This window comes from Pantoea dispersa (assembly GCF_035783935.1).
GTDB lineage: Bacteria > Pseudomonadota > Gammaproteobacteria > Enterobacterales > Enterobacteriaceae > Pantoea > Pantoea dispersa_C.
The window spans coordinates 44,230-57,011 of the sequence record NZ_JALKOV010000010.1 but is presented as its reverse complement, the minus strand read 5'-3'; the positions used below and the strand labels follow the sequence as shown (position 1 = coordinate 57,011).

Below are 12,782 nucleotides of genomic sequence, written 5' to 3'. Positions count from 1 at the left end.
ATGTTGCTGATTTTACGTGTTTTTATCTAAGTCCTTTATTTGGCTGAAAATTACCCCATGAAGGCCAGAAAAGTTGCCAGCGGCGTAGCCGTTTTTCGTGCTAGCTTAAGATGTTGCGTTTTCAGCGGAGAAGGATATGACCCAGCAAGCGTTTAAGTGGATTAATAACCTGCGTCTGGCAGGCCAACCGGGCTTATGGCAGATCGAAATTGCGCACGGTAACATCCGCGCCATTACGCCGCAGCCGCCGCAGGCGCCCGCCCAGCCGGATGCGCTGGATGCCGGCGGTGGGCTGGCGAGCGCGCCGTTTATCGAGCCGCATATTCATCTCGACACCACGCAAACCGCCGGCGAACCGGCGTGGAATCAGTCCGGTACGCTGTTTGAAGGCATTGAGCGCTGGGCTGAGCGCAAGGCGCTGCTCAGCCATGAGGATGTGAAGCAGCGCGCACGGCAGACGCTGAAGTGGCAGATTGCCAACGGTATTCAGCACGTGCGCACCCACGTGGATGTGTCCGATCCCACGCTCACCGCGCTCACCGCGATGCTGGAAGTGAAGGCCGAGATGGCGCCGTGGATCGATATCCAGATCGTGGCCTTTCCGCAGGAGGGCATTCTCTCCTATCCCAACGGCGAAGCGCTGCTGGAAGAGGCGCTGCGCCTCGGTGCCGACGTGGTGGGGGCGATCCCGCATTATGAGTTTACCCGCGAATATGGCGTCGAATCGCTGCACAAGGCGTTTGCGCTGGCGCAGCGCTATGACCGTCTGATAGACGTGCACTGTGATGAGATCGATGACGAGCAGTCACGCTTTGTCGAGACCGTGGCCGCGCTGGCACACCGCGAGGGCATGGGCGCGCGCGTTACCGCCAGCCACACCACGGCGATGCACTCCTACAATAACGCCTATACCTCGCGGCTGTTCCGCCTGCTGAAGCTGTCGCAGATTAATTTTGTCGCCAATCCGCTGGTGAATATTCATCTGCAGGGGCGCTTTGACAGCTACCCAAAACGGCGCGGTGTGACGCGGGTGAAAGAGTTGCTGGAGGCGGGCATCAATGTCTGCTTCGGCCATGACGATGTGTTCGATCCCTGGTATCCGCTCGGCACTGCCAGCATGCTGCAGGTGCTGCACATGGGGCTGCACGTCTGTCAGCTGATGGGCTATGAGCAGATCGACAGCGGGCTGCAACTCATCACCCACAACAGTGCCAAAACCATGCAGCTGGCGGAGTATGGCGTGCAGGTGGGCAACGCGGCCAGCCTGATTATTCTGCCTGCCGATAGCGGTTTCGATGCGCTGCGCCGTCAGGTGCCGGTGCGCTATTCGCTGCGCAAAGGCGTGCTGGTGGCGGCGACACAGCCGGCAAGCAGTGAAATTTATCTGGGTGATAGCGAAGCGGTAACGTTTCGGCGTTGAGGAAGCGGGAAGGGGAATAGCGGCGCGAGACGTCGCGCCGCTTGGGGATCAGGCAGTCTGGTGACCGTGCTGGCGATGCTTAGTGACAAAGCCGAGCAGCACACACATCACAAACACCACCGCGTACAGGGCGTTCGCGGTGGACAGCGCCGCGTGCGCACCGCCTTTGGCCACGATCGGGCCGGTGACCACAAAGGTCAGCATGGTCCCAACGGTGCCGCAGGTGAGGATGAAGTTCACCAGCTTCGGCGATGATGCTTTGGTCTGCAGCGAGCCCAGCGTGATGATGGTGGTGTAAATCGCACTGGAGAAGAAGCCAAGCGCCATAATGATCCAGTGCAGCATGCTGGCATCGGTGGTTTTCACGAACCAGTACATCAGGCCGGTAGCCAGCAGCGCCAGTGCCACCAGAATGCGTTGCAGGTCGAAGAAGCGCAGCAGGAAGCTGAACGCCCACATGCCGACCATATAGGCGGTCCAGAAGTTACCGACCAGCTGGCCAGCCGCTGCGATATCCATGCCCATCGATTTGGTGGCGTATTCCGGTACCCAGGAGATGAAGCCGAGCTGGCCGAGGATGTAGCACAGTGCGGCAATCGACAGGAACAGTACGCCGATGCCCCATTTCTCTTTTTCGCCGCCCTGCACCGCAGCTTCGCTCTTCAGCACCGGGAACTCGACCATCAGCGTCAGGATGAAGATCGCCACGTAGATCACGCCAATGCAGGCGTAAACCCAGTACCACGGCAGCGCGCGCGCCAGCAAAATACCCGCGATAATCGGGAAGATGGTGCCGGCCATGCTGAAGAATGAGTCGGTAAACAGCAGACGGGAACCGCGCTGGCGGCCATCGTACAGATGGGTAATCAGGAAGGTGCCGATCGACATGGTGATACCGCTGACCACGCCGAGCACGAACATGCACAGCGAGAACACGGTCAGGTCATGGCTGGTCATCAGCCCGGCCACGGCAAGGATCATCAGCACAAAGCCAAAGATCAGCTGGCGCTTGAGTGGCACAATCACCATCAACCAGGCGTTCAGGAACACCGCCGCCAGGATACCGGCGTTAAGGAAAGTGAAGGTGTTGCTCATCTCGGAGATAGGCAGCTGGAAATACTGGGCAATGTTGTCCAGCACCATACCGGTAACGATCACCAGTGCGCCAGTGAGCGCATAGGAGAAAAAGCTGATCCAGGTAAGGCCAATGCGATTACGGTTTGTCATGTTCTGAACCTGTGATGCGCCGACGTGGCAAAAAGTGTCATGAATTGTAAATCGAACTGTGATCGTAATAAACAAGCAGTGAAACGTGCGAGAAATATTTCATTAATAGTGTGATTTTCGTCACGCAAATGATTGCGTGACGGGAAAAGTATGACGATAGCAACATCAGCGTAAATATAGGTAAAACGCTGGCTCTTGTATTACATGCTCTTTACAATCAATCTCGTTTTTGAGCTTGCTCTCCAAGGTAAGGAATCTTTCATGCTTAAACGTACTTTGACAGCGGCGGTTGCCCTGTTAGCGCTCTCTTCAGTATCTGCTTCGGCTCTGGCTGCGAAAGGGGATACGCACGTGCTGCTCACCACCTCTGCGGGCAATATCGAACTCGAACTGGATAATCAGAAAGCCCCGGTTTCAGTAAAAAACTTCGTGGATTACGTGAATAACGGCTTCTACAACAACACCATCTTCCACCGCGTGATCCCTGGCTTCATGATTCAGGGCGGCGGTTTCACGGCAGATATGCAGCAGAAGCAGACCAACGCACCGATCAAAAACGAAGCGGATAACGGCCTGCGCAACCTGCGTGGCACCATTTCTATGGCGCGTACCGCCGAGAAGGACAGCGCGACCAGCCAGTTCTTCCTGAATGTGGCCGACAATGCGTTCCTCGACCACGGCCAGCGCGACTTCGGCTATGCGGTATTTGGTAAAGTTGTGAAAGGCATGGATGTGATCGACAAGATCGCCCAGGTGCCGACCAAAGATGTCGGGCCGTACCAGAATGTGCCATCAAAACCGGTTGTTATCACTTCTGCGAAAGTCCTGCCGTAATCCCCCTGCGCGCCACTCCCGCGTGGCGCTGTCTGTCGCGCTCCGGCAAAGCTGAAATTTGCTCTTATACTTAGGGCACATCCAGCTTGCCGGAGGCGCTATGAGCAGCAAACTCACCGAAAAACAGAAAGCCACGTTATGGCAGCAAACCCGTGCGGCCAACTATCAGGCCAGCTGCAAACTGGCCGGATATACGCTGAATGAACCTGCCGTCGAGAGCGCACAGGCGGAAGACCGTCTGGCGTCGCTGAGGAGGCAATATGGCGGATAATAGCCTGGCGGTGCGCGATCCCTACTTGTGGCACAACGATGACGTACTGAAAAACCTGCTGGAAATTCACGATGTGGCCCAGCTGCGCAAGGCCGAGCTGGCATTCAGCGCGGCGCGGCTGGCCACGCTGGCGCTCGGACCGGCCACGCCGGGCCTGCCGCACCTGCGCCATATTCACCGCACGCTGTTTCAGGATATCTACAGCTGGGCTGGCGAACTGCGTACCATCGACATCTGGCGCGACGACACGCCCTATTGCCACTGCGAGTACATCGAGAACGAAGGCAATGCGCTGATGAGCGCGCTGGAGGAGAAAGACGGCCTGTGCGACCTCGACCCGCAGACCTTCGTGGCACGCATCGCGCATTACTACTGTGAAATCTACGTCCTGCATCCGTTCCGTGCCGGTAACGGCCGTGCACAGCGCATCTTTTTCGAACAGCTGGCGCTGCACGCGGGCTATCTGCTGAACTGGGATACGCTGGAGCCTGAAAGCTGGCACAAGGCCATCGTCGCCGGCGTCGGCGGCGATCTCGCGCCGCTCAACGCGCAGTTTGCGAAAGTGGTAAGCCCGGCCACACCGCTAAAGTAAGATTTCCAGCCCGTGCTTTTGCACGATGTGGAGCAATTTGAGTGAAATGCCGCCCGGGCGTTTTACTCCGCTCTCCCATTTCTGCACCGTGGAAACGCTGGTGTTGAGGTAGCGGGCAAAAACGGGCTGACTCACATTAAGGTTTTCGCGTAGCGCTTTGATATCTCCGGCCTCCAGCGCTTTAACCTCTTCCAGACAGCGTTGGTCAAAATCCCGCATGCTCTGTTTATTCAGGGCCCCGGCTTCAAACAGGCCTGTTGCTGCACTGTGAATTGCTTCCAGGGCTGAGCTTTTAAATTTTCGCGTTGTGGTCATGGCATATCTCCACCAGTTCTTTTCCTGCAATCAGACGATTAAGAGATTCATTCGAGAGCAGCGAATAGTGCTTTGCTAACTCACGAAAGCCAGTAAGCTCGCTTTCGCTCAGACTGGACTGATCCTGCTTGGCAAACAGAAAGGTATAAATCCAGTTTCGCCCACCTTTCGCCAGAATGATTGCGCGTTCGCGATTCTGCTGCAGGCGTTTTTTAAAAACGCCTCCACCCAGGTTGTCAGCCTGACCTTTCTGTACTGCGACAATGGCCTGGCAAAGCTCACTGTCTGCGATTACGTGGCGCTGAGCCTGTTTACTGAACCATTTCGTTTTAAATACGCGGCTTGTTACTGACATCGTTGCTCTCCAGAATATAGCACCTGGTGCGAGAGTAATCAGATTCTTTTTTGACAGCTAGCGGGGATTGAGGTCGAAGGTGGTAACATTGCTTTTTTGCGACCTTTCTTGCTTGTCGCCAACCGACAGCACCCACTCAATTCATCTGTAATTTATGCTGCTGCTAATTGATAACTACGACTCCTTTACCTGGAATCTCTACCAGTACTTCTGTGAACTGGGCGCGCAGGTGCGTGTGGTGCGCAACGATGCGATGACGCTGGAAGAGATGGCGGCGCTGCCGCTGAGCCATCTGGTGATCTCGCCGGGCCCCTGCACGCCGGATCAGTCCGGCATCTCGCTGGCAGCGATCCGCTACTTTGCCGGACGGCTGCCGATTCTCGGTGTCTGTCTTGGCCATCAGGCGATTGCGCAGGCCTACGGTGCGCAGGTGGTGCGCGCGCGCCAGGTGATGCACGGCAAAACCTCTGCGGTGCAGCACACCGGCCAGGGCGTGTTCCGCAACCTGAATAATCCGCTGACCGTCACGCGCTATCACTCGCTGATTGTGGCGCGCGACACGCTGCCGCCGGAGTTTGACGTCACCGCCTGGAGCCTGCGCGACGGCGTTGCCGATGAGATCATGGGCTTCCGCCATCGTACGCTGCCGCTCGAGGGCGTGCAGTTCCATCCGGAGAGCATTCTCAGCGAGCAGGGGCATCAGCTGCTGGCGAATTTCCTCAATACGTAACTTCCGTTTGCCATTGCATGATTTTTTATGCATATTTTGTGATTATAATTTCACATCAGCTCAACAAATAACCCGATGAGGTCATCAATGGCAGCGGAAAATCTAGCGGTAAGCCGGGAAACGTTCGATAACGTTATTTTGCCTGTTTATGCACCTGCGCAGTTTGTGCCGGTTAAAGGCAAAGGCAGCCGCGTGTGGGATCAGCAGGGCAAAGAGTATATCGACTTCTCCGGTGGTATCGCGGTCACCGCGCTGGGCCATTGTCATCCGGCACTGGTGGAAACGCTGAAAAGCCAGGGCGAAACCCTGTGGCACACCAGCAACGTGTTCACCAATGAGCCGGCGCTGCGCCTCGCCAGTAAGCTGATCGCCGCCACCTTCGCCGAGCGGGTGTTCTTTGGCAACTCCGGCGCCGAGGCGAACGAAGCGGCGTTTAAGCTGGCGCGCTATTACGCCTGCAAAAAGCACAGTCCGTTCAAAAGCAAAATTATCGCCTTCCACAACGCCTTCCACGGCCGCACGCTGTTCACCGTTTCGGTGGGCGGCCAGCCGAAATACTCCGATGGCTTCGGCCCGAAACCGGCGGATATCGTCCATGTGCCGTTTAACGATCTGGCAGCAGTGAAAGCGGTGATTGATGACCACACCTGTGCGATTGTGGTGGAGCCGATTCAGGGTGAAGGCGGCGTGATGCCGGCAACGCCGGAATTCATGCAGGGATTGCGTGAACTGTGCGATCAGCACAACGCGCTGCTGGTGCTGGATGAAGTGCAGAGCGGCATGGGGCGCAGCGGTAAGCTGTTTGCTTACGAACACTATGGTATTAAGCCGGATATCATCACCAGCGCCAAAGCACTGGGCGGCGGTTTCCCGGTGAGCGCGATGCTGACCACCCATGAAATCGCCTCGGTGATGGCGCCGGGCGTGCACGGCACCACGTATGGCGGCAACCCGCTGGCCTGCGCCATCGCTGAAACCGCGCTGGATATCATCAACACGCCTGAAGTGCTGAACGGCGTGGACGCGCGCCGTGAGCAGTTTGTCTCGGCGCTGCAGAAGATCAACGAGCAATTCGACATCTTTAGCGAAATCCGTGGCAAAGGGCTGCTGCTGGGCGCCGTACTCAACGCGCAGCACGCCAGCAAAGCACGCGATATCCTCAACGCTTCCGCCGCCGAAGGCCTGATGGTGCTGACCGCCGGCAGCGACGTGATTCGTTTCGTGCCGTCGCTGGTGATTGAGCCGACCGATATCGCAGAAGGCATGGCGCGCTTCGCCCGGGCGATTGGGAAAGTCCTCAACTAACCTTTCGGCTTCAGCACGCTGAGCCAGCGGCCGTGATGCGGGCGCTGGCTCCATGCCAGCGAAGAAATGGTGTGCATTACATTGAGGTGCTGCAGAATGCGCTTCACGTGCTGCTCGACAATCGTCACCGGCCCCTCATTCAGATTCTCCGGCGCTTCCAGAATATTGCTGTCGTTGCCCGGCCCGTCGTAAGCCAGCCGCTGCTGACAGCGCTGCAGCGCGATTTCACAGGATTGCAAATAGCGCTCCGCCAGCTTTGGCGTCAGCATGGTGTGCTCGCGCGCCAGAATGGTCATGGCGTTGATATGCTCGACAATAAACTGGCTGTGGGTCACCCACAGGCGCATATCTTTCAGGTACTGGAAGTTAAAGCCCGGTTCGGTGGAGGCCTGGTTGAGCGAGTTGAACAGCGCGTTATGCGCCTGGTTAACCTTCACGCGCTGATACGCCAACTTCTCCGGCGCCTGTTCCGGACCGAGCAGCAGGCGCAGCGCCTCCTGATACGCCTCCAGCGCGTCGTGCGCGTTATTACGCAGCAGCCCGCTCTGCCACTGCGGCCACAGCCAGATCATGCCGGCGAAGGCGATCAGGCAGCCCATTAGCGTATCCATCATGCGCGGCAGCAGGAACTGCGCGCCGTTCAGCGACAGCAGCTGCAGCGAATACACCGCCGTTACCGTAAAGCCAATCATCGACCAGCCATAATATTTACGCGTGATCAGATAGCTGGCGAGCGTGATGACCAGCATGGTCAGCAGGGCAATCGACTCCGGAACGGCAAAGCGCAGCGACGCCGCAGCGATCAGCAATCCGGCGAAGGTGCCGAGCGCCCGGTGCTGAATGCGCACGCGCGTGGCGCTGTAGCCGTTCTGGCTGACAAACATGATGGTCATCAGAATCCAGTAGGGCTTGGGGATATTGAAGAACAGCGCCAGCGCGCTGCCGAACATCAGCATCACCGCAAAGCGCGCCGCGGTGCGCAGCGCGGCAGATTTCAGCGACAGGTAGCTGCGCAGCGCCGGCAGCAGCGGCAGGCGGCGCTGGCGATCGGCCATCAGGTCGCGGGTATACAGCGGCTTCTGCGTGCGCAGCACGCGCGCGATGCGGCTGAAATGGTAGAGGCAGAAATTACCGACCGGATTATCCGGATGCTGGCGGGCAATCTTCTCCAGCGCGCCGAGCTGCTTCTCCATGTAAAAGCGTTCCGGCAGCTGGTGGTAGAGAATGGCGTCGGCCAGCACCCGCAGCCGTGCCGAAATGGTTTTCGCGTTCCAGCGGATCACCGCTTCGGCGTGGCTCTGCTCCACCAGCTTTTGCACTTCTTCCGGCTGATGCAGGCTGACGGAGATGTGCTCCTGCAGATCGAGCGCAACCTGGAAAGCGCGCGTCAGGCGTTTGTGGCTGTTATCACGGCTGGCCGACAGCATATGCATCTGCTGATAACAGGTGGTGATCAGATCGACCGCTTTCTGCTGGCGCGCCAGTAAGGGCGGCAGCGCTTTTTCCGGGTCGGTCAGCTGCGTCAGCAGGGTGTATTTGGCGTCGCAGTAATCGGCCAGCTCGCGGTACAGCAGGCTGAGGGTCTCGCGCATCGGCTGCTCTTTCCACAGCCAGAACCAGAACCAGTTAAACAGCCCGTACCACAGCGTCCCGCCGATATACAGCAGCGGCGGCACCCACATCGGCATGCGCCCCACGAGGCTTAAGGTAAAGATGGCGGCGATCAGCGTGCCGGGCAGCAATCGGCCATGCAGCGGGCTGATTTCACCGGTCACGCCCACCAGCAGCGGCAGCACCAGCAGGATCAGCGGCAGCGGAACCGGGTAAGCGGTGAGATACTGAATCAGAAAACTGCCGCTGGCGAACAGCGCGCCGCCGACAATCAGCCGTTTGAAGAACCGCTTGTGTGGCGTATCGAGACCGGCGATGTTGCAGCAGGCTGGCACCAGGGAGAACAGCAGCCCTTTTTGCAGATCGCCAAACAGCCAGCCGAGCGCCACAGGCAGGCACAGCACCAGCGTTTGCCGCAGCGCATAGTTAACTTCCGGATGATAGATGATTCGACGCCACATCAGCTCATCGTAAACAGAAACGGCGCGATGTTGCCATCACGCCGTGGGTGAGAAGAAATCAGCGGGTGCCGTAAACGACGATGGTTTTGCCGTGAGCGGAGATCAGGTTCTGATCTTCCAGCATTTTCAGGATACGCCCCACGGTTTCGCGTGAGCAGCCCACGATCTGACCAATTTCCTGACGGGTGATTTTGATCTGCATGCCGTCCGGGTGGGTCATGGCATCCGGCTGTTTTGCCAGGTTAAGCAGCGTTTGCGCGATACGGCCGGTCACATCAAGGAAGGCAAGGTTGCCGACTTTCTCTGAGGTGACTTGCAGGCGACGCGCCATCTGCGCCGACAGGCGCATTAAAATATCCGGATTGACCTGAATCAGCTGACGGAATTTTTTGTAGGAAATTTCAGCCACTTCGCAGGCGGTTTTCGCACGTACCCAGGCGCTACGCTCCTGACCTTCTTCAAACAGGCCGAGCTCACCGATGAAATCTCCCTGATTGAGGTAGGAGAGGATCATCTCTTTGCCTTCTTCATCTTTAATCAGTACCGCGACGGAACCTTTCACGATGTAGTACAGCGTTTCCGCTTTCTCACCCTGGTGGATGAGGGTGCTTTTGGATGGATATTTGTGAATATGGCAATGGGACAGGAACCATTCGAGTGTAGGGTCTGTTTGCGGTTTGCCGAGAACCATTCGCTATTATCCTCTGTTGTAATCGTGCCCAAAACACAGGGGGCAGTTTTCCCTGTCAGGCGGTGAAATCGTCCAGCGTTTCCCGTGAGGGACAGTTATTCGGGGTGGATTCGTAAGCGACGCTTTTGATTCGTCCCGCTTTCGTCTGTCGTGACGAAAATATTTTCAGCACTGTTTGTAGCATAGCTTTTGCAACCTGTCTCCTGTTGTCTCGCTTCAGCAAGAGGGGGATGCATCTGCATTGCTGTTTGTCAGGTGAAAGCGTACTCTGGCGGCAAAACCGCCGCTTCAGGAGAAAGAATAATGCAGGCACGAGTGAAATGGGTGGAAGGGCTGACCTTTCTCGGAGAATCCTCATCCGGTCATCAGGTATTAATGGATGGCAATTCGGGCGATAAAGCGCCCAGCCCGATGGAGATGGTACTGATGGCTGCGGGCGGCTGCAGCGCAATTGACGTGGTGTCGATCCTGCAAAAAGGACGCAACGATGTCGCCGATTGTGAAGTCAAACTGACCTCTGAACGCCGCGAAGAAGCGCCACGTATTTTTACGCATATCAATCTGCATTTTATTGTCAGCGGCAAAGCGCTGAGCGATAAAGCGGTGGCGCGCGCGGTGGATCTGTCTGCGGAGAAGTACTGCTCGGTGGCGATCATGCTGGGCAAAGGTGTCGAGATCACCCACAGCTACGAAGTGGTGGAACAATAATTCAGCCGGGAGCGCTGCCCTGCGCTCCCGATCTCAGCTCCTCCCGGCGAAACTGGCGCGTTAGCCTGCGCTATTCAATACGTTTTCCTTCAATCAACCGCTGCACCAGCGGCGTCATGATCAACTCCATCGCCAGGCCCATCTTGCCGCCCGGCACCACCAGCGTATTCATGTGGGAAATAAACGAGCCCTGGATCATCGCCAGCAGGTAAGGGAAAGCAATGCCTTCCAGGCCGCGAAAGTGGATCACCACAAAGCTTTCGTCCAGCGACGGGATCTCGCGGGCGGCGAACGGGTTTGAGGTATCGACCGTCGGCACGCGCTGGAAGTTGAGGTGGGTACGGGAAAACTGCGGCGTGATGTAGTTGATGTAGTCTTCCATCGAGCGCACCACTGAATCCATCACCGCTTCGCGCGAATGGCCGCGCTCGCTGGTGTCGCGCACCAGTTTCTGAATCCACTCCAGATTGACAATCGGCACCACGCCAACCAGCAGATCGACATGCTCAGCGACGTTATGTTGCTGCGTCACCACGCCGCCGTGCAGCCCTTCATAGAACAGCACATCGGTGTTTTCCGGCAGCGGCTGCCACGGTGTGAACGTGCCCGGCACCTGATTCCACGGCACCGCTTCATCGTAGGTGTGCAGATATTTGCGTGACTGGCCGAGCCCGCTCTGGCCATAGTCGCGGAAAGTCTGCTCCAGCAGGCCGAAGTCGTTGGCTTCCGGGCCAAAATAGCTGATGTGACGCCCGAGATCGCGCGCCTTACGAATCGCCATGTCCATTTCCGGACGGGTGTAGCGATGGAAACTGTCGCCTTCCACTTCCGCCGCATGCAGATTCAACTGCTGGAAAATTTTACGGAAGGCGAGACTGGTGGTGGTGGTTCCGGCGCCGCTGGAACCGGTAACGGCTATGACTGGATGCCTGGCTGACATAACAGCGCTCCCTGTGAAGTCCGGCGATGAGCATTGTTACCACGAATTCCCGCGCGGCGCATCAGCCGCGAAATTCCCGCCGCGGCATAATATTGACCGACTCATGCAGTTCTGACCACACCAGCACCACCTCGCCCTGCTGCAGCTGGCGGCGCACGTCGGCCACTTTCTGCGTCAGGCTGCGCTCCTGTTCGCCGTAATCGGTGCCTTCGCGCAGCACAAAACTTTCAATCAGGTTTTCCAGCGTCGTCGGGTCAAGTTCTTGCCAGGGAATAATCACGATTCATACATCCAGATAAGTTGAGAGCCAGTCCGGCACGCGCTGCTCCAGCCACATTTTCGGGCGCAGCAGGCTGCCGCCCACGAAGCCGACGTGACCACCTTGCTGCGTCAGCTGATACTCAATTGTGGCAGACAACTGCTGCGGCTGCGGGATCACCGCATCGGTCATAAAGGGATCGTCTTTGGCATGGATGATCAGCAGCGGCTTGCGCACGCCGGTCAGCAGCGGCAGGGCGCTGGCACGCTGATAATAGTCGCGTGCATCAATAAAACCGTGGGCGCGGGCGGTAATCGCATCATCAAATTCCCGCAGCCGGCGGAAAGCGCGCAGCTGCGTCAGATCGACCGGCAGCGTACCCGGCCAGGCACGCAGTTTGCGCGTGGCGTTTTTCTTCAGCTGGGTCAGCAGATAGTGTTGATAAAAGCGTGAGAAGCCGACGTCCAGCTTCTGGCTGCACGGCTCCAGCGCCAGCGGCGCGGAGATAGCGACCGCCGCATCCAGCGGCGCTGCCGTACCCTGCAGCCCCAGCAGACAGGCCAGCATGTTACCGCCGAGCGAAACGCCGACCGCCGCAGTCGGCACCGTGCCCCATTCGCGCTGCAGCCAGTGCAGAAAATAGGTCGCATCTTCGGTTTCACCGGAGTGATAGATGCGCTGCAGACGGTTAGGCTCGCCGCTGCAGCCGCGGAAGTGCATGATCACCGCCAGCCAGCCGCGCGCCTGACACGCCTGCATCAGCCCATGGGCATACGGGCTGCGGAAACTGCCTTCCAGCCCGTGGAACAGCACCATGCGCGGCTTGTGGCGCGCCTGTGCCGGATCTTCGCTCCACGCCAGATCGACGAAGTCGCCGTCCGGCAGATCGAGGCGCTGCCAGTGCGGGCGCAGCGTGACGCGTCGGCGCAGCAGGCGCGGCAGCAGCGTTTGCAGATGCGCATTGCTGAAGCCGCGCAGCGGGGTAAAGCGCTCGCCGCTCGGGCGATCAAAATAGCCTGGGATTGTACTTGTCTGATGCATAACTCGCTGATAGCTTCGATGG

General features: G+C 58.0%; 15 protein-coding genes. 7 read left to right on the top strand and 8 right to left on the bottom strand.

Features of this window, described 5'->3' with window-relative positions; all coding sequences use genetic code 11:
* Positions 1-136 precede the first annotated feature (136 nt).
* Positions 137-1,420 (top strand): cytosine deaminase, encoded by a 1,284-nt coding sequence (locus tag MXF20_RS18445; RefSeq protein ID WP_325970657.1) that lies wholly within the window; start codon positions 137-139, stop codon positions 1,418-1,420.
* A gap of 48 nt (positions 1,421-1,468) precedes the next feature.
* Here the strand turns inward: MXF20_RS18445 and tsgA are convergent, their stop codons facing one another.
* On the bottom strand, positions 1,469-2,647 hold the full coding sequence (gene tsgA, locus MXF20_RS18440; RefSeq protein WP_325970656.1) for an MFS transporter TsgA: 1,179 nt from the start codon (positions 2,645-2,647) through the stop codon (positions 1,469-1,471).
* Between the two features lie 261 nt (positions 2,648-2,908).
* Here tsgA and ppiA point away from each other — a divergent pair, with 261 nt between their 5' ends.
* The 3 genes from ppiA (at position 2,909) to MXF20_RS18425 (ending at position 4,344) form a co-directional block, all read left to right on the top strand.
* Positions 2,909-3,481, top strand: coding sequence for a peptidylprolyl isomerase A (gene ppiA / locus MXF20_RS18435; RefSeq protein WP_010617374.1), 573 nt, complete (start codon positions 2,909-2,911; stop codon positions 3,479-3,481).
* 100 nt (positions 3,482-3,581) lie between these two features.
* A complete protein-coding gene (locus MXF20_RS18430) occupies positions 3,582-3,752 on the top strand; it encodes a YhfG family protein (protein WP_325970655.1) in 171 nt (56 codons plus the stop codon).
* Positions 3,742-4,344: a putative adenosine monophosphate-protein transferase Fic gene (locus MXF20_RS18425; RefSeq protein WP_325970654.1), complete on the top strand. Its 603-nt coding sequence runs from the start codon at positions 3,742-3,744 to the stop codon at positions 4,342-4,344. Before MXF20_RS18430 ends, MXF20_RS18425 begins: the two co-directional genes overlap by 11 nt.
* On the opposite strand, the gene MXF20_RS18420 is transcribed toward MXF20_RS18425, so the two are convergent.
* Entirely contained in the window at positions 4,336-4,659 is a 324-nt protein-coding gene (locus tag MXF20_RS18420) for a DNA-binding transcriptional regulator (protein WP_325970653.1), read from the bottom strand. The two genes, MXF20_RS18425 and MXF20_RS18420, sit on opposite strands and share 9 nt — an antisense overlap.
* The gene (locus MXF20_RS18415; protein ID WP_325970652.1) at positions 4,637-5,014 is read right to left on the bottom strand and encodes a type II toxin-antitoxin system RelE/ParE family toxin; all 378 of its coding nucleotides are present in this window, start codon (positions 5,012-5,014) and stop codon (positions 4,637-4,639) included. The genes MXF20_RS18420 and MXF20_RS18415 overlap by 23 nt, the downstream gene beginning before the upstream one ends.
* 154 nt (positions 5,015-5,168) lie before the next feature.
* Between MXF20_RS18415 and MXF20_RS18410 the strand changes: the two genes are divergently transcribed.
* Both MXF20_RS18410 and argD read left to right on the top strand, forming a co-directional pair.
* Positions 5,169-5,744, top strand: coding sequence for an aminodeoxychorismate synthase component II (locus MXF20_RS18410; protein WP_325970651.1), 576 nt, complete (start codon positions 5,169-5,171; stop codon positions 5,742-5,744).
* A gap of 87 nt (positions 5,745-5,831) precedes the next feature.
* Positions 5,832-7,049, top strand: a complete 1,218-nt coding sequence (gene argD / locus MXF20_RS18405) for a bifunctional acetylornithine/succinyldiaminopimelate transaminase (protein WP_325970650.1) — start codon at positions 5,832-5,834, stop codon at positions 7,047-7,049.
* On the opposite strand, the gene MXF20_RS18400 is transcribed toward argD, so the two are convergent.
* Entirely contained in the window at positions 7,046-9,121 is a 2,076-nt protein-coding gene (locus MXF20_RS18400; RefSeq protein WP_325970649.1) for a YccS/YhfK family putative transporter, read from the bottom strand. The genes argD and MXF20_RS18400 overlap by 4 nt on opposite strands.
* A 58-nt stretch (positions 9,122-9,179) precedes the next feature.
* Complete coding sequence (gene crp / locus MXF20_RS18395) at positions 9,180-9,812, bottom strand: cAMP-activated global transcriptional regulator CRP (RefSeq protein ID WP_000242755.1); 633 nt, start codon at positions 9,810-9,812, stop codon at positions 9,180-9,182.
* 303 nt (positions 9,813-10,115) lie between these two features.
* On the opposite strand from crp, the gene MXF20_RS18390 reads away from it, so the two are divergent.
* Complete coding sequence (locus MXF20_RS18390; RefSeq protein WP_325970648.1) at positions 10,116-10,520, top strand: OsmC family protein; 405 nt, start codon at positions 10,116-10,118, stop codon at positions 10,518-10,520.
* Positions 10,521-10,590: 70 nt separating this feature from the next.
* On the opposite strand, the gene MXF20_RS18385 is transcribed toward MXF20_RS18390, so the two are convergent.
* The 3 genes from MXF20_RS18385 to MXF20_RS18375 form a co-directional block, all read right to left on the bottom strand.
* Positions 10,591-11,460: a phosphoribulokinase gene (locus tag MXF20_RS18385; RefSeq protein ID WP_127834657.1), complete on the bottom strand. Its 870-nt coding sequence runs from the start codon at positions 11,458-11,460 to the stop codon at positions 10,591-10,593.
* Positions 11,461-11,521: 61 nt separating this feature from the next.
* Positions 11,522-11,740, bottom strand: coding sequence for a YheU family protein (locus tag MXF20_RS18380; protein WP_325970647.1), 219 nt, complete (start codon positions 11,738-11,740; stop codon positions 11,522-11,524).
* A 3-nt stretch (positions 11,741-11,743) separates the two neighbouring features.
* Positions 11,744-12,760 carry a hydrolase gene (locus MXF20_RS18375; protein ID WP_325970646.1) on the bottom strand — a complete coding sequence of 339 codons (1,017 nt, stop codon included), beginning with the start codon at positions 12,758-12,760 and terminating at the stop codon, positions 11,744-11,746.
* Positions 12,761-12,782: the final 22 nt, after the last annotated feature.

Bases quoted from the DNA above. Each gene is read 5' to 3' on its own strand.
- MXF20_RS18445 (WP_325970657.1), top strand. From the start codon at position 137: ATGACCCAGCAAGCGTTTAAGTGGATTAATAACCTGCGTCTGGCAGGC.
- tsgA (WP_325970656.1), bottom strand. From the start codon at position 2,647: ATGACAAACCGTAATCGCATTGGCCTTACCTGGATCAGCTTTTTCTCC.
- ppiA (WP_010617374.1), top strand. From the start codon at position 2,909: ATGCTTAAACGTACTTTGACAGCGGCGGTTGCCCTGTTAGCGCTCTCT.
- MXF20_RS18430 (WP_325970655.1), top strand. From the start codon at position 3,582: ATGAGCAGCAAACTCACCGAAAAACAGAAAGCCACGTTATGGCAGCAA.
- MXF20_RS18425 (WP_325970654.1), top strand. From the start codon at position 3,742: ATGGCGGATAATAGCCTGGCGGTGCGCGATCCCTACTTGTGGCACAAC.
- MXF20_RS18420 (WP_325970653.1), bottom strand. From the start codon at position 4,659: ATGACCACAACGCGAAAATTTAAAAGCTCAGCCCTGGAAGCAATTCAC.
- MXF20_RS18415 (WP_325970652.1), bottom strand. From the start codon at position 5,014: ATGTCAGTAACAAGCCGCGTATTTAAAACGAAATGGTTCAGTAAACAG.
- MXF20_RS18410 (WP_325970651.1), top strand. From the start codon at position 5,169: ATGCTGCTGCTAATTGATAACTACGACTCCTTTACCTGGAATCTCTAC.
- argD (WP_325970650.1), top strand. From the start codon at position 5,832: ATGGCAGCGGAAAATCTAGCGGTAAGCCGGGAAACGTTCGATAACGTT.
- MXF20_RS18400 (WP_325970649.1), bottom strand. From the start codon at position 9,121: ATGTGGCGTCGAATCATCTATCATCCGGAAGTTAACTATGCGCTGCGG.
- crp (WP_000242755.1), bottom strand. From the start codon at position 9,812: ATGGTTCTCGGCAAACCGCAAACAGACCCTACACTCGAATGGTTCCTG.
- MXF20_RS18390 (WP_325970648.1), top strand. From the start codon at position 10,116: ATGCAGGCACGAGTGAAATGGGTGGAAGGGCTGACCTTTCTCGGAGAA.
- MXF20_RS18385 (WP_127834657.1), bottom strand. From the start codon at position 11,460: ATGTCAGCCAGGCATCCAGTCATAGCCGTTACCGGTTCCAGCGGCGCC.
- MXF20_RS18375 (WP_325970646.1), bottom strand. From the start codon at position 12,760: ATGCATCAGACAAGTACAATCCCAGGCTATTTTGATCGCCCGAGCGGC.